The following is a 20,699-nucleotide window of genomic DNA, read 5'->3' as shown; positions in this document are numbered from 1 at the left end:
CGCCAAGAACCGAAAGGCTCATCATGGCCGAAAAACAAGGGTCTCTGCAGGACCTCTTCCTCAATGCGCTGCGCCGTTCCAAGACGCCGGTGACCATGTTTCTGGTCAAGGGCGTCAAATTGCAGGGCATCGTCACCTGGTTCGACAATTTCTCGGTGCTGCTGCGCCGCGATGGCCAGTCCCAGCTCATCTACAAACATGCCATTTCCACCATCATGCCGTCGGGCCCGATGGACATTGCCGCGCTCATCGAGTCGGTCGGCGAGGCGCAGCGCAAGCAGCCGCTGTTGCAGGAGATCTTCCTCAATGCCGTGCGCAAGTCGGAAGACTCGGTCACGATGTTCCTGATCAACGGCGTCATGCTGCAGGGCCAGATCGCCGGTTTCGACCTGTTCTGCATGCTGCTCCAGCGCGAAGGCATGGCACAGCTCGTCTACAAGCATGCGGTTTCCACCATCCAGCCGGCTCGCGCGTTGAACCTTGCCGATGAGGGCGAGACGGAAGAATAATAGTGAGCAATGGTTTCAACCGCGACCGCGACGAATTTGCCCGTGGCGGTCGCACGCTGATCGTCCTGCCGGATCAGGGCGACGCGCATCGCGATGCCGATGCCCGGCTCGATGAGACGGCGGGCCTCGCCGCGGCGATCGGGTTGGTCGTGACGGAGAAGGTCGCGGTGCGGGTGCGCTCGCCCAAGGCGGCGACGCTGATCGGCAGCGGCCAGGTCGAGCAACTCGCGGTGCAGGTGCGCCAGAACGAGGCCGACCTCGTCGTGTTCGACGCGAGCCTGACCCCGGTGCAGCAACGCAATCTCGAAACCGCGCTCGAAGCCAAGGTCATCGACCGCACCGGCCTGATCCTCGAAATCTTCGGCGAACGCGCCGCCACCGCCGAAGGGCGGTTGCAGGTCGAACTCGCCCACCTCGATTATCAGGCCGGCCGGCTGGTGCGCAGCTGGACCCACCTCGAACGGCAGCGCGGCGGCTTCGGCTTCCTCGGCGGTCCCGGCGAAACGCAGATCGAGGCCGACCGGCGCCTGATCCGCGACCGTATGGCGCGCCTGCGCCGCGAACTGGAGCAGGTCAGCCGGACCCGCGGCCTCCATCGCGACCGGCGCCAACGCGCGCCGTGGCCGATCATCGCGCTGGTCGGCTATACCAATGCCGGCAAGTCGACGCTGTTCAACCGGCTCACCGGTGCGCACGTCATGGCCGAGGATCTGCTGTTCGCGACGCTCGACCCGACGTTGCGGCAGATCTCGCTGCCCGGCATCGACAAGGCGATCCTGTCGGACACGGTGGGCTTCGTCTCCGATCTGCCGACGCAGCTCGTCGCTGCCTTTCAGGCAACGCTGGAGGAAGTGGTGTCGGCGGATCTGCTGATCCACGTCCGCGACATCGCGCATCCGGAAACCGAAGCGCAGCGCAGCGACGTCGAGGCGGTGCTGGCGGAGATCGGCGTCTCCGAACTGACCCCGCGCTTCGAGGCGTGGAACAAGCTCGACCTGCTCGACGGCGAACGACATGAGGACGTGCTGGTCGAAGCGAGCCATCGTGACGATGTCGTCGCGATCTCGGCGCTCAGCGGGGAGGGGATCGACGATCTGATCGAACAGGTCGCCGCCAAACTCACCGCAGGCCATCGTCGTTATTGGATCACGCTGGATGCCGGCGACGGGGCGGGGGCTGCCTGGCTGCACGCGCACGGCGAGGTGCTCGGCCAGATCAGCGAGGATCTTCAGACGCAATATGAGGTTCGCCTCGCAGAGCGCGATTACGAACGCTTTTTGCAGCGGTGAAACCGATGCCTATCCGCGCTTGACCTGTTGCCAGAGCGCTTCCTTGTCGGCGAGGCTCAGGGAGGCGAAATGGTCACCGGCGAGCGTTTCGATGCCACGGAAGCGCCGTTCGAACTTTGCGTTGCCGCGGCGCAGCGCGGCTTCCGGATCGACGCCGAGATGGCGCGCCCAATTGACCGCGGAGAAGAGCAGATCGCCGATCTCGTCCTCGATCTCGTCACCGGTAGCAGCCGCAACCTCTTCGATTTCCTCGTGAAGCTTGGCGCGTGGTCCCGCGTCGTCGGGCCAGTCGAAACCGACCCGTGCGGCGCGCTTCTGAAGCTTCACCGCCCGCATCAACGCGGGCAGCCCGACGGCGACGCCGGCCAGCGCGCTGGCATCCGCCTTGCCGCTACGCTCCGCGGCCTTGAGGTTCTCCCAACCGGGGCTCTGCATCGCATCGCCGAAGATATGCGGATGGCGGCGCTCCATCTTGTCGCTGATCGATGCAACGACATCGGCGAGCGTGAAGGCGCCGGCTTCCTCCGCAATCCGGCTGTGGAAGACGACCTGAAGCAGCAGGTCGCCGAGTTCGTCCTTGAGATCGGCCGCGTCATTGCGCGCGATCGCATCGGCGACCTCATAGGCTTCCTCGATCGTGTACGGCGCGATCGTCGCCCAGGTCTGCGCGACATCCCAGTCGCAGCCGCGGTCGGGATCACGCAGCCGTGCCATGATCGCCACCAGTCGCTCGATCATTCCACGCCCCCTCTCACTGACCACCATCAAGACTGATAATAGACATTATGTAAAATCCTGATGGTGATGCGGCTCGAGGATCAGCGTCTGCCCCTCCACCCGCCATGATTTGAGCTTGGACAGGAAGTTCATGCCGAGCACGTCGGTGTCCCCGAACGCCGGCGACACGACAACCCCGAGGTCACGCGCGGCGATGTCGCCCAGCCGCAATTCCCGCACCGAAGCGGTTTGCGCGCTGATCTGGCCGTTGGCGGTGTTGAGGATCATCGGAAACGCGCTGTTGCGGACGTCCAGCGCCGCCGCCTGCGCGGTGCGGGTCGACAAGGCGGTCACGGTCGCGCCGCTGTCGACGAGCATGCGGCGCGGTACGCCGTCGAGCGTCACGCGCGCCCAGAAATGCCCGTCCGCCGCCATCCGGATGCGCGTTTCGCGGCCGACGACACTCTGGTCATCGATCTTCAACAGGCTGGCGACGCGCTGCAGATAGGGATCGAACCGCTCGCGCTGGCCGACGACGACGACGAGCACGCCGATGATCACCAGCCAGCTCACCAGAGACATGACGATCCGCAGGACGGGCACGCGGCGGGCGATCAGCGCCGAAATCGGAAAGATGAGCAGCACCAGGTAGAAGAGCGCCGAGCCGCCCACATCCGTGTTCATGGCGTGAATTCTAGTCCGTCATAGCCGGGTTCGACGCCCGGCGGCAAACTCGCCACCAGCGTCGCATAATCCATACTATGGTCCATATGTATGAAGGCTGACCGGCCGGGCCGCAGCTCTTCGATCCAGTCGAGCACCGTCGGCACGTCGGGATGTGTCGGATGCGGTGCGTAGCGCAGTGCATCGACGATCCAGACGTCGAGCCCGGTATAGAGCGCGCGCATCGCCGGCGTGAGTTCGTGGAAATCCGTCGCATAGCCGACCACCGCATCGCCGGCGCAGAAGCGCAGCCCGGCCGAGGTGATATGGCCGTGCGGCTGATCGACCACGTCCACGGTGATGCCGCCGATCGTCAGCCGGTCCGGCAATTCGGCGGCTTCGACCGTCGGCGGATAGCCTTGTCGGCCCGCGAAGACATAAGTGAAGCGCTCGCGCAGCGCGGTCAGCGTCCGCGGCCGGGCAAAGCCCTGCACCGGCTTGCCGAGCGCATGGAAGATCTGGCGGACGTCGTCGATGCCGTGACAATGGTCGGCATGGTCGTGCGTCCAGATGATCGCGTCGACCGCTGCGACATCCGCGGCAAGCAATTGCTCGCGCATGTCCGGGCCGGTGTCGACGAGGATGCGCGTGCCCTCATGTTCCACCAACAGCGATGCACGGGTACGACGGTTGCGTGGCTCGCTGGGATCGCAGGCGCCCCAGTCGTTGCCGATCCGCGGCACGCCCGACGACGTGCCGGAGCCGAGGATACGGACCTTCACCGTTGCGCTTTGTTGAACAGGGAGAAGAAGTTATCGGCCGTTCTTGCCGCCAGGTCTTCGATCGGCTCACCGCGCAGCTTGGCAAGGAATGCCGCCGTATCCGCAACGAAGGCGGGCTCGCCCTGCTTCCCCCGGTTGGGCACCGGTGCGAGGAACGGCGCATCGGTCTCGATCAGCAGCCGCTCGGCCGGCAGGCGCGCGGCGGTCTCCTGCAGATCGCGCGCATTCTTGAACGTCACGATCCCCGAGATCGAGATGTAGAAACCGAGATCGAGCGCCGCGTCGGCGAACGCGCCGCTCGCGGTGAAGCAATGGATGACGCCGGTATAGGCCCCCTGCTCCATCTCCTCGCGCAGGATCGCCAGCGTGTCCTCCTCCGCATCGCGGGTATGGACGATCAGCGGCAGGCCGGTATCGCGACAGGCGGCGATATGCGTCCGGAAGCTCGCCTGCTGCCGCGCGCGATCGGAATGCTCGTAATAATAATCGAGCCCTGATTCGCCGATCGCGACGACGCGCGGATGTGCGGCGCGGTCGACCAATGTCGCGCGACCCACGTCGGGATAGGCGTCGGCCTCGTTGGGGTGGATGCCGATCGCCGCCCAGACATCGGGCTCGCGCTCGGCGGTGGCGACCACCGCATCCCATTCGCTCTCGCGCGTCGAGATGTTGAGCATAGCGCCGACACCCCGCGCTCGCGCCCGGGCCAGCACCTCACCCTGCTGCTCGAACACCCCCTTGTAGTTAAGGTGGCAATGGCTGTCGGCGAACATCATTCGGCCACCGGCAGTTCGAGCCGCGGGAAGACCGGCGACGGTGGCGCGATCGCGAAGCCCGACGCCGCTTGCCGCGCATACCAGCCGTCATCGTCGATCGCGGCATGATCGCGTTCGGTCGCACCGATCTGGTCGAGCACCTTGGCCGCCGCATCGGGCACCACCGGCAGGATGGCGATCGCCAGCATGCGGATCGCGCGGACCAGCGTATTAAGCACCGCATGCATCCGCTCGGGATCGGTCTTGCGCAACGCCCAGGGCGCCTGCGCGTCGATATATTGGTTGCAGGCGAAAACGCCGCGCATCCACGCCTCGATCCCTTGGCTGAGCATCAGATCGCCGAACGCCGCCTTGAGCCCCGCACAGGCGACGACGATCTCCTCGATCAGCATCGCATCGGCGGGATCGCTGCGCCCGGCATCCGGGAAAGCCCCACCCAGGTTCTTGGCGATGAACGACAACGTGCGCTGCGCGAGATTGCCGAAGCTGTTGGCGAGTTCCGCATTGACCCGCGTCACGATCGCTTCGGCGGAGTAGCTGCCGTCCTGTCCGAAGCTTACTTCGCGCAGCAGGAAATAGCGGACCGCATCGACGCCGAACGCCCCGGTCAACTCGTCGGGGCTGACGACATTGCCGACCGACTTGGACATCTTCTCGCCGCGATGGAGCACGAAGCCGTGCGCGAACACCTGCTTGGGGATCGGCAGATTCGCCGACATCAGGAACGCCGGCCAATAGACGGTGTGGAAGCGCGTGATATCTTTGCCGATCAGATGCAGATCCGCCGGCCAGAAGCGCGCCAGCGCTTCGCTATCGTCGGGATATCCCGCGCCGGTCAGGTAATTGGTCAGCGCATCGACCCAGACGTACATGACGTGGCCCGGGCTGTCCGGCACCGGCACGCCCCAGTCGAAGCTCGTCCGCGACACCGACAGATCGGACAGGCCGCCCTCGACGAAGCGCAGCACTTCGTTGCGCCGGCTCTCCGGGCGGATGAAGTCGGGATTGGCGGCGTAGAAGTCGAGCAGCGGCTGCTGATAGTCGGACAGGCGGAAGAACCACGTCTCCTCGGCGGTCCATTCCACCGGCGTACCCTGCGGCGAGAGGCGTTGCCCCCCCTCCCCGTCGATCAGTTCCTTCTCGTCGTAGAAGGCTTCGTCGCGGACCGAATACCAGCCTTCGTAGCGGTCGAGGTACAGGTCGCCCTTGTCGCGCATCGCGCGCCAGATCGCCTGGCTGGCGGCGTAATGCGCTGGTTCGACGGTGCGGATGAAGCGATCGTAGGAGATGTTAAGAGTGTCGGCCATCTCGCTGAAATGCGAAGACATTTCGTCGGCGAACGCACGCACTTCGACGCCGCGCGCGCGCGCCGTCTGCGCCATTTTGAGGCCATGTTCGTCGGTGCCGGTCTGGAACCGCACGTCGCGCCCCGCCTGGCGCTGGAACCGCGCGATCGCATCGGCGGCGATCATCTCATAGGCATGGCCGATGTGCGGACGCCCGTTGGGATAGTGGATCGCGGTCGTGATATAATAAGGATCGGCCATGCCGGCCTCCTAGTCGATCCGCCCGGCGAGGTGAAGCGGGGTCAGCGCAGCGTCGCGACGATCGCCGCCATCTCGAACACCGTCGCCTGCGCATCGAGCGACAGGCCGAGCGCCGCGCCGGCGAGATCGCGCGCCGCCGCCTGCGCATCGAGCGCGGTCTTGAGCCGCGTGCCGGAACGCGTCCGCGCCTCGCGCGCGATCATCGCCGGAACGCGATCGAGAAACGCCTCGTAGCGCGCGGCATTGCCCTTCCCCGCCAGCGCCCGGGCGAGCGCGGCCCGGCGCGCGTTCATCGGATCGCCATCCTCGGCGATGCCGGCGATCGCGCGGTCGAGCCCGTCGATATCGAGACCGGCATAACGGATCGCCCGGCCCGGCGCCCCCTCCCCCGTCCGCACCAGCGCGGCGATCTCGTCCTCGTCCGCCTCGGGCAGCGCCTGCCGCAGCGCCTTGGCCATATCGCCATCGTCGAGCGCGCCGAAGCGCAGCACGCGGCACCGCGAACGGATCGTCGGCAGCAATCGCCCCGGCGCGTGGCTGACCAGCAGGAAGATCGTCCCGGCCGGCGGCTCCTCCAGATTCTTGAGCAAGGCGTTGGCGCCGTTGCGCTCGAGATCGTCGACGGCATCGATGATGACGACGCGGCGCGCCCCCATCGACGGCGTCGTCGCGAACAGCGGCTGGAGGCTGCGCACCTGCGCGATCGTGATGCTGCGGGCGAGATCCTGATCGGGCTTTTCGGCGTCCTTGGGCAACCGCCGCATCACGCGCAGATCGGGGTGCGAACCGGCATCGACCAGCGCACGGGTCGGATGCCCCTCGGGCACGGCGAGCCCCGGCGCCAAGACGCCGGTCGCGCTCGCCTCGGCGAGCATCCGCAGCGCGGCGGCCTGCGCGAAGCTGGCCTTGCCGACGCCCTCCGGCCCGACCAGCAGCCAGGCATGATGCAACGCGCCGCCACGCAGCGCCGCGACGAAGGCGGCGTGCGCGTCGGCGTTGCCGAACGTCCCGGTCACGCGCGCGGCATCAGCCGAAGAGCGAGGTCAGCCCCGCCCAGGCGCGGCCGAAGAAACCCGCCTCGCCGATGTCCTTGTCGGCGACCAGCGGCAGCCGCTGCTCGGGCAGATCGGGCGATTTGACGATGAGATCGGCGATATGCTGGCCGGCCTTGATCGGCGCGCGGATCGGGCCGTCGTAGACGACCTTGGCGCTCATCTGCGGCACCGCGCCGGCGGGCACGGTGACCGTCAATTGCTTCGGCGCGACGAGGCCGACGCTGCTCGAACTGCCCATCTGCACCTCGGCGGTCGACACCTGCTTGCCGGCCGCGACGACCGGCTTGGCCTGCCACGCGCGAAAGCCCCATTCCATGAAGCGCACCGATTCCTCGGCGCGGCCGTTCGACGAGGTCAGGCCGGCGACGACCATCACCAGCCGCCGCCCGTTCTGCTCCGCCGAGCCGGTGAAGCCATAGCCCGCCTCCTCGGTATGGCCGGTCTTGAGCCCGTCGGCACCGGCGACGCGGCCCAGCAACGGATCGCGATTGGCCTGGGTGATGTCGGCGCCGGCGCCGAGCGTCTTGCCCCAGGTGAAGCTGCGCAGCGAATAGAAGCGCTTGTAGAGGTCCGGGAAATGCTGGATCGTCGCGCTGGCGAGATGCGCGAGGTCCTTGGCGGTGACATAGGTCACGCCATTGTCGGGCCAGCCGTTCGACGTGCCGAAATGGCTGTTGGTCAGGCCCAGCTTCTTCGCCTGATCGTTCATCCGATCGGTGAAGGTCTGCTCGGTGCCCGAAATCCCCTCGGCAAGCACGACGCAGGCGTCGTTGCCCGACAGCGTCACGATGCCCTTGAGCAGATTCTCGACGCTGACCGTCTCGCCGGTCGACAGGAACATCGTCGATCCCGCCTGCGGCCCATGCCAGCGCTGCCACGTCTCCGGCCGCACCTGGAAGGTCTGGTTGAGCTTCAATTCGCCCTTTTTGATCATGTCGAAGGCGACATAGACCGTCATCATCTTCGCCATCGACGCCGGCGGCATGCGGCGATCCGCGTCGCGCTGATAGAGCACCGCGCCCGACGACAGGTCTTCCATATAGGCGATCGGCGCGGTCCCCTGGAACTGGGGGGCGGCGGCGACCGACGGGACGGCGGCGGCGACGATCGCGAGGGGGGCGGCAATCAGCTTGTTCATGACGTCGATGGGGCTTTCCGGAAGATAAGCGAGGATGGCAGTGGCATAGCGACGCCGGGGCGCGCCGTCAGCCCTCAACCGCATCGGCGAGCAGGCCGACCGACAGAGCGTAGAAGTTCGAGCAATTGTAATCGAGGATCACCCGATAGTTGCCGGTGAGCAGATAGGCGGTCGCGCCGGGCCCGTCGGGTTCGATCAGCGTCGCCTGCACGCCATCGCCCGGCCACCGCCCGCCCTGCGGCACCACGCCCAGTGCGCGCCATTCCGCCATCGTCCGCCAGCGGCTGTGCCGTTCGAACACGCGCGGGCAGCGCGGCGACATCATCCGGCTGGTGAGGCCGGCCCGGTCGAGGCTCGGCGGAACGCTGACCGCGACGCCCCAGGGCTGGCCCGGACGCCAGCCGGCATTGGCGAAATAATTGCCGATCGAGGCGAGCGTATCGGCGGGGCTCGTCCAGATATCGGCGCGACCGTCGCCATCGCCATCGCGCGCCAGCCGCAGATAGACCGAGGGCAGGAATTGCGGATTGCCGGTCGCGCCGGCCCAGCTCCCCTTCAACTGCTCGCGCGGGATGCCGCGATCGAGGATCTTGAGCCCGGCGATGAACTCGCCCGCGAACAGGCTGCGGCGCCGCCCCTCGTAGGCGAGGCTGGCGAGGCTGCGCAGCAGATCGAAATTGCCGGTATAGGCACCGTAATTGGTCTCGTGCCCCCAGATCGCGACCATGATCGATTCGGGCACACCGGTCTCGCGCTCGACACGCGCCAGCCGCGCGCGCTGCGCCTGATAGGTGGTGCGCCCGCGACCGATCCGCGCGGCATCGACATGGCTCGCCTTATAGGGCGCGAACGGCGGCGTCGCGGTGCTGCCGGGATTGCCCGGCTGCGCGCGATCGAGCTGGATCGTCCGGTCGCTGAGCGTCAGCGTCGGGAAGACGGCATCGACCGTGCGCTGCGTCACGCCCTCGGCGAGCGCCTGCTGGCGCAGCGTCTGCAGATAGGTCTGGAACCCCGCCTCGTCCTGCGCCGCCACCGGCACGGCGGCGCTCAGCGCCAAGGTCGTTGCCATTACGCCGGTCGTCAGCGCGCGTCGCAGTCGTTGCCCCCACATGCCGGCCGTGGTGCCACAGCGAGCCGGTGACGTGAACCTCTTATCGTCGCAGGGGTTGCACGGGCAGCCGCGGTGCGACTATCCGGGGCCGGCACGGAGGGATGGCCGAGTGGTTTAAGGCAGCGGTCTTGAAAACCGCCGTAGGTGGAAGCCTACCGTGGGTTCGAATCCCACTCCCTCCGCCAATATTCCAAAAAAAGCACTGTTTACAACGCTAGCGTTGTCCTGCGACGGAACGCCCTCGGTCCCACCTACATTTTAGTCGCGGTTGCTGATGGCCGGTTTCGATCGGTAACGAACGCCGGTGGCGTCATGAAATGGCACGGCCAAGTATTTTGACACCAATGCTAACCAAGCGTAGCTTCAAAGATGTCAGGGAGAGTTGCCGGTGGCCGATGCGCACGAACGATGGTTCATTTACTATGATTACGACACCCACGTTTTGCCGGAAGATGCGCCAGCCCAGCACTTCCACGACTACGCCGATGAGATAATTCGCCGCGCGAATAACGGTGACGTCAAGCGGACGTACGAGAAAGAGAACCGTGTTGCTCGGATCGCCCAAGCTCGCCGAGTTGAGCTACGTGACGGCACGCCGGGGCTGGCATTTGTTGTTACGCTTGGCGATCGACGTGGATCGAGCCCTTCGTGGGTGCACTATGAGCGCGGCGAAGCGCGTGATGCCGAGCGCTGGGATGGCGAGGTGAAAGGGTTAAGTTGTCATGTGCTCATGAGGCTTACGCCGGACGACACAAAGGAGGGGCGGTACAGGATGCTGGTTGAGGAGACGCCGCACTTGGGGCGCGCGCCTCTTGAGCGACTACTAAACCATGAATTACGCGAGCAGGCGTTTCTCACGAACGCCCGTTTCAGACGGCGAGCTACCGGGAGTGAGGTGAAGACCTGGGTTACAGGGAACCTCGACGCTCGAAGGTCGCAAGAGTTAGCGGACGCTTTCGATCGCGGCAAGTTTATGCCAATTGAATTGATCGACACCTCGGTTGATCCGACATTTGATGAGGACCCTGAATTTGAAACCCGCGGCAAGAAGCTCATGGTGCGCGTGAGTGCCGGTGAAGGGGGCTTTGCGGCCGCAATCAACAAGCTGAAGGCCAGAGCGGCCGCAGCCAATTACGGTCGAATGAAAATTCGCTGGACGCCGCCCGGACAGACCCGGCCAGTCCCCACCGAGATCGCAACCGACCTAGCCGACATAGGCACGGCGCTTTTCGCGAAGCGCGAACTCCTGCGGGTCGAGAACCCCTTATCGGATTGCAGCCACGTCCTGGTCGACGAATTAGTGGAGGCAATGGTCGCAAATTTCTAGTATGACCGTTTGCCCGCCACTTCTGGATTGATATGCTTCTTGCCCCGCTCAGGTACTGGCAGGTAAAACACCCCGTGAAGCGACGGTGGGATATCGTCCTGCCTGGCGTCGGATCGGTTGCGCTGACGCTGGTGGTTCGCCTCTGGCCTGCGGTACCCGCACCCTTTTCGGCGACCGGATATCTTGCCGGCCTTCAAAGCCTTTATGCGATCCTCGGCGGTTTTTTCGTCGCTGCGCTGACACTATTATCGACGGCGAACAGCGAAGCACTACTGCAGCCGCTCGGCGGAACACCTCGCACAACATACGGTAATGAAACGGCTCCGCTGGAGCGCCGCCGTTTTCTTTGCCTTCTGTTCGGATATCTCTCGTTCTCGTGTTTCGGATTGTACGGCCTTGGCTTTTCGGCAAATATGCTCGCTCCTGGACTTCGGATCCTTGTTCATCCCGATGTTCGATTTTGGATCGGGTCGGCATTTATTCTAGTCTACAATTTTTGGCTATCGCACCTTTTCATAGCGACAATGATCGGCCTGTATTACTTTACGGATAAGGTGCAGCGAGCAGACCCGACGCTGATCCGGGACGCTGTTCCAGCTGATTGAAGCGGCAATCGTCTGCGGTGAGCAGATCGAGCGCCTGTCTCTTGCCTACATAGCTTTGCAACGCCACGAGCCGCTTCGCCGCATCCGCCAGACTGTCGGTGATCGCGTCGCCGGCCGCCTTGGACGTATCGGCGATCAGGCCAGCCGACGACCCGAGTCCTTCGCCACTTCGGTGAACCGCTCGTACCGCTCACCGCACAGGCACGCCGACAGGGGCTCGACCGACGTCATCCGCACCATCGCGCTTGTGAACTGTGCCCAGCGCTCCTGCATGCCCTGATGCAGAAAGCGTTCGTGGCTGGCGCGGTTATAATTGCGGAACTGAAGCAACGCCTTGCCGGGCGCGGCAAGCCACCACTACGTCCCCGGCTAGGCCGAGGACGCGCGCGGGTCATTTCGCCGGCCCGATCAGCTTCTGCGCGAAATACGTCATCTGCAGCGCCTGCAACCGGGCACCCTGTTCGATGTCGGCATCGCCCGAATGACCGCCGGCAGTATCCTCGTAGAACAGATACGGCAGGCCGTATTCCTTCAGGCGGGCGGCGAACTTGCGCGCGTGTTGCGGGCCGACGCGGTCGTCCTTGGTCGTCGTCCAGATATAGGGCTCGGGATAGGCCACGCCCTTCCGGATGTTCTGGTACGGCGAGATCGTCGCGAGGAACGCCTTCTCCTCCGGCACCGTGACCGAGCCATATTCGTCGACCCATGACGCACCCGCGGCGATCTGCTCGTAGCGCAGCATGTCGAGCAGCGGCACCTGGATCGTCACCGCCCTCCACAGATCGGGATGCTGGTTGAACTCGACGCCCATCAGCAGGCCGCCGTTCGATCCGCCATAGATGCCGAGCTTTTGCGGGTTGGTCAGCTTGCGCGCGAACAGGTCCTTCGCGACGCTCGCGAAATCGTCGTAGATCACCTGCCGCTTGGTCTTGCGGCCGGCGTCGTGCCATTTGGGGCCGAACTCGCCGCCGCCGCGGATGTTGGCGAGCACATAGCTGCCACCGCGTTCGAGCCACAATTTGCCGGTGATCGCCGAATAGGCCGGCAGCATCGGCAGCTCGAACCCGCCATAAGCGGTCATGATCGTCGGCGTCGTGCCGTCGACCGCGATGCCCTTCTTGTGGACGATGAAATACGGCACCTTGGTGCCGTCGGTCGAGGTCGCCTCATGCTGTTCGACGACGAGGTCGCTCGCGTCGAACTTGGCGGGCAGCGTCTTGACCGGCTTCGCCGCACTCGCCCTCGCCGCATCGAGCGGCAGCAGCGTCGTCGGCGTCAGGAAGCCGGTGACGGTGAGATAGCCGTGATTGCTCTTGTCGTCGGCGCTGGCGACCCCGAGCGAGACATTGTCGGGCAGCGCGATCGGTTTCGCCGTCCAGCCGGTCTTGCCCGGCGTGTAGACCGACGCGCGGCCGCGGACATTGTCGTTGTAGATCAGGACGACGTGATCCCTGGTCGTCACCACCTCGTCGACCGACTGGCGCGGCGTCGGCGCGAACAGCACGACGGGACGGATCGCATTGGCCTGCACCTCGGCGAGCGGCGCCGAGGCGATCGAGCCGGCGGTCACCGCACCCCAGGGATCGCTGGTCTGGAACAGCACCTGCCCCGCGACCATGCCGACCGGGCTGGTGCGTGCCGGAATGTCGAGCTTCTTCGTTCCCTGAGGCGTCCAGACGTGCGTCTCGCCGCCGAAGAAGGTGATGCGGCGTTCGATCGCGACGAGCCGGTTGCCCTGCCCGTCGGTGATGACGCCGGCATAGGTGCCGAGCTGGTCGGTCGGCTGGCCGCGGAAGATCTCCTGCGCCGCGTCGAGCGGCTGGCCGCGCTTCACCAGTTTGACGACGAAGGGGTAGCTCGACGCGGTCAGCGTCCCCTGCCCCCAGTCGCGGCTGACCAGCAGCGTGTCCTTGTCGAGCCAGCTCGCGCCCTGCTTCGACTTGGGCAGCGCGAAGCCGCCGGCGACGAACTGGCCGGCGGCAAGATCGAATTCGCGATAGCTGATCGCGTCCTCGCCGCCCTCGGACAGCGCGACGAGGCACAGCCGCTCCTCGGGATGCAGGCACGAGGCGCCCTTCCATACCCATTTCTTGCCCTCGGCCTTGGACAGCGCATCGAGGTCGAGGACGGTCGTCCATTGCGGCTGCGGCCGGGCATAATCCGCCTCGCTCGTCCAGCGCCAGATGCCCTGCGGATGATCGGCGTCGCGCCAGAAATTGTAGATGCGGCCATAAAGCTGGCTCGGCATCGGGATACGATCCTTGGCGGATGCGATCGCCAGCGCCTCGGCATAAAAGGTCCGGTAACGCGGATCGTTCTGCAGGCGCGGCAGCGTCCTGGCGTTCTCCGCCTCGACCCAGGCGAGCGGCTTGGCGCCGTCCTTGTCCTCGAGCCAGATATAGGGGTCGGTTTCGGTGGTCGGCGTGCTCGTCATCGGCTTGCTTTGCGCGAGCGCGGGCGCGGCGGCAAGGATCGTGGAGGCGATCAGCAGCGTGCGAAGGATCATCGGGGCGGTTTCTCCTTGGGGGTGGACCGGTCTAGCCGGGCGAAGCGTTGGCGCGCAATCCGCCGGTGATCCTGGGGCGGAGCGCTTGGGATTTCCGCAATGACCGATGGCCTGCCCCTGCCCCGCCGCTATGTCGCGATCGGCGCGATCTCCGCGGGGACCGCGCTGGTCATCATCGACGGCGGCATCGCGACGGTGGCGCTGCCGACGATCGCGCGCGACCTGCACGTCGGCAACAGCGCGGTGGTGGCGGTGGTCACCGTCTATCAGCTCATCCTCGCGATGATGATCCTGCCATTTGCCGGCCTCGGCGACAAATTCGGGCTGAAGCGCACCTATCAGTTCGGCCAGCTCGTCTTCACCGTCGCGACATTGCTCTGCTTCTTCGCCAAGAGCCTGCCGTTCCTGCTCGTCGTCCGTGCCGCGCAGGCGCTCGGCGCGGCGGCGGCGCTCAGCGTGTCGTCGGCGCTGATCCGCTCGATCTATCCCGCCAAGCAATTGGGCCGCGGGCTCGGGATCAACTCGGTGGTGGTGTCGAGTTCGGCCGCGCTCGCGCCGACGATCGGCGGGCTGGTGCTCGGTATCGCGCCATGGCCGTGGGTGTTCGCCAGCGCGGTGCCGTTCGCGCTGCTCAGCCTCGCGCTCGGCCGCGCGCTGCCCGCGCCCGAGCCGCGCGACGAAAAATTCGACGTGCTCGGCGCGGTGATGTGCGCGAGCATGATCGGCCTCGTCATCTCGGGCGCGGAGAGCGCGGTGCACGGCGACAGTCCGGTGGTATCGGCGGCGATCGTCGCGGTGGGCGCGGGCATCGGCTGGATCTTCGTGCGGCGCGAGCGCGGCGAGGCCAAGCCGATCCTGCCGATCGACCTGCTCGCGCGGCCGGTGATCGCGCTGTCGGCGATCGGCGCCTATACCGCCTTCACCGCGTCGATGACGCTGCTGCTGTCGACGCCCTTCCGGCTCCAGCACGGCTATGGCTTCAGCGCGGCGGAGGTCGGCGCGGCGATCGCGCCGTGGCCGCTGACCAACATGATCGTCGCGCCGCTGGCCGGCTGGCTGTCCGATCGGGTGCCGGCGGGAATCCTCGGCGGCATCGGCATGGCGGTGTCGATCGTCGCCTTGCTGCTGATCGCGACTTTACCCGCCGATGCCGCCTATTTCGACATCGCGTGGCGGATGGCGCTGTGCGGCTCGGGGTTCGGGCTGTTCCTGCCGCCCAATGCGCGGCTGATCATCGGATCCGCCCCGCGCGAGCGCGCCGCCGCGGCGGGCGGCCTCGTCGGCACGGTGCGGCTGGTCGGGCAGACGACCGGCGCGACATTGGTCGCCGCATTGCTCGCGATGAACGTCGGTGCCGGGATGGCGCCGCCGCTGGTCGCCGCCGGACTGGCGCTGGTCGCCGGACTATGCAGCCTCGCCCGACTACGCCCGTCGATCCGCAATCCGTCGAGCGACGAGGCGGAGGACGAGCAGCCGGGAACGCAGGTGTCGCGCTAGGGACCTTCCCTCCCCCGCCAGCGAGTGTCGGGTCAGAACACCGCCCGCGCGGTCTCCTCGCCCATCATCCGCTGCCGCACCAGCGGGATCGCCGGGCCGCCATAGCTCAGGAACTGGTCGTGGAACGCCTTCCACGCCTTGCGGCCGCCGCGGGTGGCGGTCCAGTCGTCGCGCAGCTTGCGGATCATCAATTTGCCGAGCGTGTAGTTGAGATAGGCCGGGTCGTACGTGCCGCGCGCCGCCTGCTGGCGCGAATTGCCCTCGTCCTGATAGCATTGCTCGCGGAACATCGTGAGGCTCTGCGCCTGCGTCATCCCGCGCGCATGCATGCCGATCGCCGACAGGAAGCGGCAGTCGCGCAGCAATGCGTTGCTGATCTGGCCGATATGCGTCTCGGGATCGCCGTTATCGAGGCCCGCTTCCCACATCATCTCCTCCGCATAATGCGCCCAGCCCTCGGCGAAGGCATAGCCGACGAACACCCGGCCGAACATCGACTTGGAGCGGTTGGCGTGGAGGAACTGGAGGAAATGGCCCGGCATCACCTCGTGCACCGAGGTGAACAGCAAATCCTTCCTGCCCGGTACGAAGGCGTCGCGCGTTGTCTTGTCCCAGGCTGGATCGGGCGGCGAGATATAATAGACCGACGGCACGTTCTTCTCATACGGGCCGGCAGGGTCGATATAGGCCGAGTTCTGGCGATTGTACGGCGGGCTCTCCTCCACCTTGGCTTCCTCCGTGCCGGGGATGGTGACGAGGTCCTTGGCGATGACGAAGGCGCGCAGCGTCGGGATCTGGCGGCGTGCCTCAGCAACCGGGCCATCCGCCGATTTGTTGGCGTTCATCTTGTCGATACAGGCGGGGATCGTCTGGCCCGGCGCGAATTGCTTGCACGCCGCGGTTAGCGCATCCTGGTTGCGCTTGAGATCGGCGCGGCCCGCCGCCTCCAATGTCGCGAGCGAGGTATCGACGCCCTCGGTGGCGCGCACCATCCGCTGGAAGCGATCGGCGCCGAGCGCGAAATCGCCCGTCGCGGTGCCGCGCTGCGCCGCGAGCCAGCTGCCGAGTGCGCGTACCGCCTTGCTCGCCGCCTCGGACGACGTCTTGAGTTGCGCCTGCAAATCGGCATCGTGGACGTCGGCGAACGCCTTGCGCGCGTCGCCGACGTAATAATCGGCGAAGCCGTTGAAGCCGGCGACACCGTAGTCGATGAACGAGCGCGGCATCGGTGTCTTGAGATTGGCCCGGATCGCCTGCGTCGCCGCCGGCACGCGACCGAAGAAGGCGATCAGCGCCTTGAGCCGCGTCGGCGCGTCCGCATAGGGCCGCGCGATATAGACATTGGGGTCGAGGCCGCCGCCGACATAATAAGCCGGGTTGCTATGCGGCTGATCGGCGTCGTCGAGCCAGAACAGCTTACCCTCCGCGACGCGGATCAGATAGTCGCGCTCGAACCGTTCGTCGGGGCTGAGGTCGGCATTGCCGAACGCGCGCGCCCGGTCGATCGCCTGGTGGAGGAAGGCGGATTGGCGTTGCAGGCCGGCGGTGCTCCAGTCGGGCAGTCGGCCGTCGAAATCGTGACGCCCCTGATACACCGCATTGGCGGGATCGAGCTTGAACCAGCCCTCGACGAAGCCGTCGCGAAACTGGGCGAAGCCGTTGCTCTGCGCCGGCCGGGCGGGCGCCGCCGCATTGTCCGCCGTGGGCGCACCGCCCGAACAGCCCGCCACGGCGAGCGCGAGCAGCGAGGCCGCCACGAAGTTACGCATAACCTGATCCCCTGATTCGTATGTCGCCGGCGATGCTGGCACCCGGTCGGGGCAAATGCCAGTCCGGGCGCCATTCGGGGCGGGACTCCGGGCGGGCGAGGAACGCGCTGTGGCGCGCCACGTTGAACGCGCTGACATCACGAGAGGACGTTTTCATGCCCTACGTCAAAACGCGCGACGGCACCGACATCTACGTCAAGGATTGGGGATCGGGCCGCCCGGTCATCCTGCTGCACGGCTGGCCGCTGTCGTCCGACAGCTGGGACCCGCAGATGATGGCACTCGCCGATGCCGGCTTCCGCGCCATCGCCTACGATCGTCGCGGCTTCGGCCGTTCGGGCCAGCCATGGAACGGCTACGATTATGACACGCTCGCCGACGATCTCGCCGACGTGATGGCCGCGACCGGCGCCGACAGCGAGGCGACGCTGGTCGGCTTCTCGATGGGCGGCGGCGAGGTCGCGCGCTACATGAGCCGCCACGGCGGCAAAGGCGTGATCGCCGCGGCGCTCGTCGCCTCGGTCGTGCCGTACATGCTGAAGACCGAGGACAATCCGCACGGTACGCCCGAGGAAAAGCTCGCCGAGATCGGGGAGAACATCCAGAAGGATCGCGCGCATTTCTTCCGCGACACCTTCTTCAAGCAATTCTTCGGCGTCGGCGTGATCAGCCATCCGGTCAGCGACGACGTGCTCGACTGGGCGACGACGAGCGCGATGCAAGCGGGTCTCAAGCCGACGCTCGCCTGCGCCGAGGCGTTCGGCCATACCGACTTCCGGCCCGACCTCGCGTCGTTCAATGTCCCTACGCTGATCATCCACGGTACGTCGGACCAGACGGTGCCGATCGACGCCGCCGGTCGTCCCGCCTCGCTCGGCATCGCGAACAGCCAGCTCGTCGAATATGACGGCGCGCCGCACGGACTGTTCGCCACCCACGGCGATCGCCTGACCAACGATCTGCTGACCTTTCTGGGGCGGTAACGGGCCTGAGCGGTAACGGGCTCGTGCGGTAACGGGCTCGTGCGGTAACGGCTGGCATCCAGTCGGCCGCTCTATTATCCACCCTCGCGGGCGCCGTTCGGCGCCCGCGTTATCATCATGGCGGGGATGCGTTGCGTGACCGATCCTGAAATCTACCCGATCACCGGCGACTGGACCAACGCCAGCCTCGATCCCAGGAAATACAAAGACCTCTACGAGGCCGCGGCGAGCAGCCCCGGCAGCTTCTGGCTCGATCAGGCGACCAAGCGGCTCGACTGGATCACCACACCGACGATCGCCGGCGACTGGTCGTTCGCAAAGGCAGACTTCCACATCAAATGGTTTGCCGATGGCGAACTCAACGTCGCCGCGAATTGCATCGACCGCCATCTCGCCAAACATGGCGATACCGTCGCGATCATCTGGGAACCCGACGAGCCCGGCGAAGAACCACGCCGCATCACCTATCGCCAGCTTCACGATGAGGTCGGCCGCTTCGCCAACGTGCTGAAGGCGCATGGCGTCGCCAAGGGCGACCGCGTCACGCTCTACATGCCGATGATCCCCGAGGCGGCCTATGCCGCACTCGCCTGCGCGCGGATCGGCGCGATCCATTCGGTGGTGTTCGGCGGCTTCTCCGCCGACGCGCTCGCCGGCCGGATCGAGGATTGCGGCTCCAAGATCGTCATCACCGCCGACGAGGGCCGTCGCGGCGGCAAGAGGATCAAGCTCAAGGCCTGCGTCGACGAGGCCGCCGCCCGCGCGCCGACGCTCGAGACGGTCATCGTCGTCAAGGCGACCGGCGCCGACGTGGCGATGGGGCCGCGCGACGTCTGGTATCACGACGCCGCCGCCACGGTCGGCACCCACTGCCCGGCGGAGACGATGGCGGCGGAGGACCCGTTGTTCATCCTCTACACCAGCGGCTCGACCGGCAAGCCGAAGGGCGTGATGCACACCTCGGCCGGCTATCTGCTTTGGGCGGATTTCACCTTCAAGATCGCCTTCGACTACAGGCACGGGCAGGTCTTCTGGTGCGCCGCCGATATCGGCTGGGTCACAGGCCATACCTATCTGCTCTACGGCCCGCTTTCCAACGGCGGCACGACGCTGATGTACGAGGGGCTGCCGACCTGGCCCGACGCCAGCCGCATCTGGCAGGTGGTCGACCGCCACAAGGTCCACACGCTGTTCACCGCACCGACTGCGCTACGCGCGCTGATGAAGGAGGGCGACGACTTCGTCCGCAAGACCGATAGGTCGTCGCTCAAGCTGCTCGGCTCGGTCGGCGAGCCGATCAACCCGGAGGCGTGGCGCTGGTATCACGACGTCGTCGGCGAGGGTCGCGCACCGATCGTCGACGCCTGGTGGCAGACCGAGACCGGCGGCATCATGATCGCGCCCCTGCCGGGCGCCATACCGATGAAGCCCGGGTCGGCGTCGAAGCCGCTGCCCGGCGTCGTGCCGCAGCTCGTCGACGACAAGGGCGTTGTGCTGACCGGCCCGGCGCAGGGCAACCTCTGCATCACGCAGAGCTGGCCCGGCCAGATGCGCGGCGTCTGGGGCGATGACGAGCGCTTCTTCCAGACCTATTTCACCACCTACGAGGGCAAATATTTCACCGGCGACGGCTGCCGCCGCGACGCGGATGGCTATTATTGGATCACCGGCCGGGTCGACGACGTCATCAACGTGTCGGGCCACCGCATGGGCACCGCCGAGGTCGAAAGCGCGTTGGTGCTGCACGAGGCGGTCGCCGAGGCGGCGGTGGTCGGCATGCCGCACGAGGTGAAGGGCCAGGGCATCTATGCCTATGTCACGCTCAATGCGGGGCGCGACGGCGACGAGGGGCTGCGCAGCGCGCTGGTCGCCTGGGTGCGGCAGGAGATCGGGCCGATCGCCAGCCCCGACAAGCTCCAGTTCGCCCCCGCCCTGCCCAAGACCCGCTCGGGCAAGATCATGCGCCGCATCCTGCGCAAGATCGCCGAGGGCGACGTGACCGCGCTGGGCGACACCTCGACGCTGGCCGACCCCGCGGTGGTCGACGACCTGGTCGCGAACCGCATAGCCTGATCCCGCCTGCAAGGGCAGGACCGTCGCATAGGACCATTTGGGGCAGTGCGACGGCATTCATATTCCGTCATGCCGGACTTGATCCGGCATCCCGCTTCTTCGCACCGTCCGAAGAAGCGGGACCCCGGCGCAAGGCCGGGGTGACGGCGTGGGTTTGGAACACGAGGGGATCACACTCACGTCCCTGAGCGATAGCCCTGCCCGCAAGGGAAAGGCGGCAGCGCACGCTACGGCGGCCGCTGCTGCTGACGCGCAGCACGGCCGCCGGGCGGCTCAGCCCAGCAGGGCGAACGTCACCGCGCAGATCGACAGCGCCGCACCGCTCGCGCAGCACAGGATGCTGAAACCGCAT

Annotated in this window: 18 protein-coding genes and 1 tRNA gene; 8 read left to right on the top strand and 11 right to left on the bottom strand. The window is 66.4% G+C overall.

The features are described from left to right. Positions 1 to 23 precede the first annotated feature (23 nt). Positions 24 to 509, top strand: coding sequence for an RNA chaperone Hfq (hfq, locus tag ACLBWH_RS00315; protein ID WP_322849312.1), 486 nt, complete (start codon positions 24 to 26; stop codon positions 507 to 509). A 2-nt stretch (positions 510 to 511) separates the two neighbouring features. After that, entirely contained in the window at positions 512 to 1,798 is a 1,287-nt protein-coding gene (gene hflX / locus ACLBWH_RS00310; protein WP_447795926.1) for a GTPase HflX, read from the top strand. Between the two features lie 9 nt (positions 1,799 to 1,807). Here the strand turns inward: hflX and mazG are convergent, their stop codons facing one another. The 8 genes from mazG to ACLBWH_RS00270 all read right to left on the bottom strand — a co-directional run bounded on the left by mazG (position 1,808) and on the right by ACLBWH_RS00270 (position 9,545). Next, a complete protein-coding gene (gene mazG, locus ACLBWH_RS00305; RefSeq protein ID WP_447795924.1) occupies positions 1,808 to 2,536 on the bottom strand; it encodes a nucleoside triphosphate pyrophosphohydrolase in 729 nt (242 codons plus the stop codon). 45 nt (positions 2,537 to 2,581) lie between these two features. Next, positions 2,582 to 3,199, bottom strand: a complete 618-nt coding sequence (locus ACLBWH_RS00300; protein ID WP_322849315.1) for a retropepsin-like aspartic protease family protein — start codon at positions 3,197 to 3,199, stop codon at positions 2,582 to 2,584. After that, positions 3,196 to 3,960 (bottom strand): MBL fold metallo-hydrolase, encoded by a 765-nt coding sequence (locus ACLBWH_RS00295; RefSeq protein WP_447795922.1) that lies wholly within the window; start codon positions 3,958 to 3,960, stop codon positions 3,196 to 3,198. Before ACLBWH_RS00295 ends, ACLBWH_RS00300 begins: the two co-directional genes overlap by 4 nt. Beyond that, a complete protein-coding gene (locus ACLBWH_RS00290; RefSeq protein ID WP_447796680.1) occupies positions 3,957 to 4,733 on the bottom strand; it encodes a TatD family hydrolase in 777 nt (258 codons plus the stop codon). The genes ACLBWH_RS00295 and ACLBWH_RS00290 overlap by 4 nt, the downstream gene beginning before the upstream one ends. Beyond that, positions 4,733 to 6,283, bottom strand: a complete 1,551-nt coding sequence (gene metG, locus ACLBWH_RS00285) for a methionine--tRNA ligase (RefSeq protein ID WP_447795920.1) — start codon at positions 6,281 to 6,283, stop codon at positions 4,733 to 4,735. Before metG ends, ACLBWH_RS00290 begins: the two co-directional genes overlap by 1 nt. Positions 6,284 to 6,324: 41 nt before the next feature. After that, positions 6,325 to 7,299, bottom strand: coding sequence for an AAA family ATPase (locus ACLBWH_RS00280; RefSeq protein ID WP_447795918.1), 975 nt, complete (start codon positions 7,297 to 7,299; stop codon positions 6,325 to 6,327). A 10-nt stretch (positions 7,300 to 7,309) separates the two neighbouring features. Further along, the gene (locus ACLBWH_RS00275) at positions 7,310 to 8,476 is read right to left on the bottom strand and encodes a D-alanyl-D-alanine carboxypeptidase family protein (protein ID WP_322849319.1); all 1,167 of its coding nucleotides are present in this window, start codon (positions 8,474 to 8,476) and stop codon (positions 7,310 to 7,312) included. 67 nt (positions 8,477 to 8,543) lie between these two features. Then, entirely contained in the window at positions 8,544 to 9,545 is a 1,002-nt protein-coding gene (locus tag ACLBWH_RS00270; RefSeq protein ID WP_447795915.1) for a lytic murein transglycosylase, read from the bottom strand. 137 nt (positions 9,546 to 9,682) lie between these two features. Here ACLBWH_RS00270 and ACLBWH_RS00265 point away from each other — a divergent pair. The 3 genes from ACLBWH_RS00265 (at position 9,683) to ACLBWH_RS00255 (ending at position 11,519) form a co-directional block, all read left to right on the top strand. Then, positions 9,683 to 9,772 (top strand) — tRNA-Ser (locus tag ACLBWH_RS00265). Between the two features lie 203 nt (positions 9,773 to 9,975). Continuing rightward, entirely contained in the window at positions 9,976 to 10,914 is a 939-nt protein-coding gene (locus ACLBWH_RS00260; RefSeq protein WP_447795914.1) for a hypothetical protein, read from the top strand. A gap of 74 nt (positions 10,915 to 10,988) precedes the next feature. After that, positions 10,989 to 11,519 (top strand): hypothetical protein, encoded by a 531-nt coding sequence (locus ACLBWH_RS00255; RefSeq protein ID WP_447795912.1) that lies wholly within the window; start codon positions 10,989 to 10,991, stop codon positions 11,517 to 11,519. A 135-nt stretch (positions 11,520 to 11,654) separates the two neighbouring features. On the opposite strand, the gene ACLBWH_RS00250 is transcribed toward ACLBWH_RS00255, so the two are convergent. Both ACLBWH_RS00250 and ACLBWH_RS00245 read right to left on the bottom strand, forming a co-directional pair. Then, the gene (locus ACLBWH_RS00250; RefSeq protein ID WP_447795911.1) at positions 11,655 to 11,849 is read right to left on the bottom strand and encodes a hypothetical protein; all 195 of its coding nucleotides are present in this window, start codon (positions 11,847 to 11,849) and stop codon (positions 11,655 to 11,657) included. 61 nt (positions 11,850 to 11,910) lie between these two features. After that, positions 11,911 to 14,025, bottom strand: coding sequence for a prolyl oligopeptidase family serine peptidase (locus tag ACLBWH_RS00245; RefSeq protein WP_447795909.1), 2,115 nt, complete (start codon positions 14,023 to 14,025; stop codon positions 11,911 to 11,913). 99 nt (positions 14,026 to 14,124) lie between these two features. Between ACLBWH_RS00245 and ACLBWH_RS00240 the strand changes: the two genes are divergently transcribed. Further along, entirely contained in the window at positions 14,125 to 15,522 is a 1,398-nt protein-coding gene (locus ACLBWH_RS00240; RefSeq protein ID WP_322849324.1) for an MFS transporter, read from the top strand. 32 nt (positions 15,523 to 15,554) lie between these two features. On the opposite strand, the gene ACLBWH_RS00235 is transcribed toward ACLBWH_RS00240, so the two are convergent. After that, the gene (locus ACLBWH_RS00235) at positions 15,555 to 17,291 is read right to left on the bottom strand and encodes a DUF885 domain-containing protein (RefSeq protein WP_447795907.1); all 1,737 of its coding nucleotides are present in this window, start codon (positions 17,289 to 17,291) and stop codon (positions 15,555 to 15,557) included. Between the two features lie 155 nt (positions 17,292 to 17,446). Here ACLBWH_RS00235 and ACLBWH_RS00230 point away from each other — a divergent pair, with 155 nt between their 5' ends. Both ACLBWH_RS00230 and acs read left to right on the top strand, forming a co-directional pair. Further along, positions 17,447 to 18,274 carry an alpha/beta fold hydrolase gene (locus ACLBWH_RS00230; protein WP_447795905.1) on the top strand — a complete coding sequence of 276 codons (828 nt, stop codon included), beginning with the start codon at positions 17,447 to 17,449 and terminating at the stop codon, positions 18,272 to 18,274. Between the two features lie 135 nt (positions 18,275 to 18,409). Continuing rightward, positions 18,410 to 20,347 carry an acetate--CoA ligase gene (gene acs, locus ACLBWH_RS00225; RefSeq protein ID WP_447795903.1) on the top strand — a complete coding sequence of 646 codons (1,938 nt, stop codon included), beginning with the start codon at positions 18,410 to 18,412 and terminating at the stop codon, positions 20,345 to 20,347. The last annotated feature ends 352 nt before the right edge of the window (positions 20,348 to 20,699 follow it).

Source organism: Sphingomonas sp. M6A6_1c (assembly GCF_053345135.1).
The sequence above is the reverse complement of the archived record's forward strand: the minus strand, read 5'-3'. Positions and strand labels throughout refer to the sequence as shown.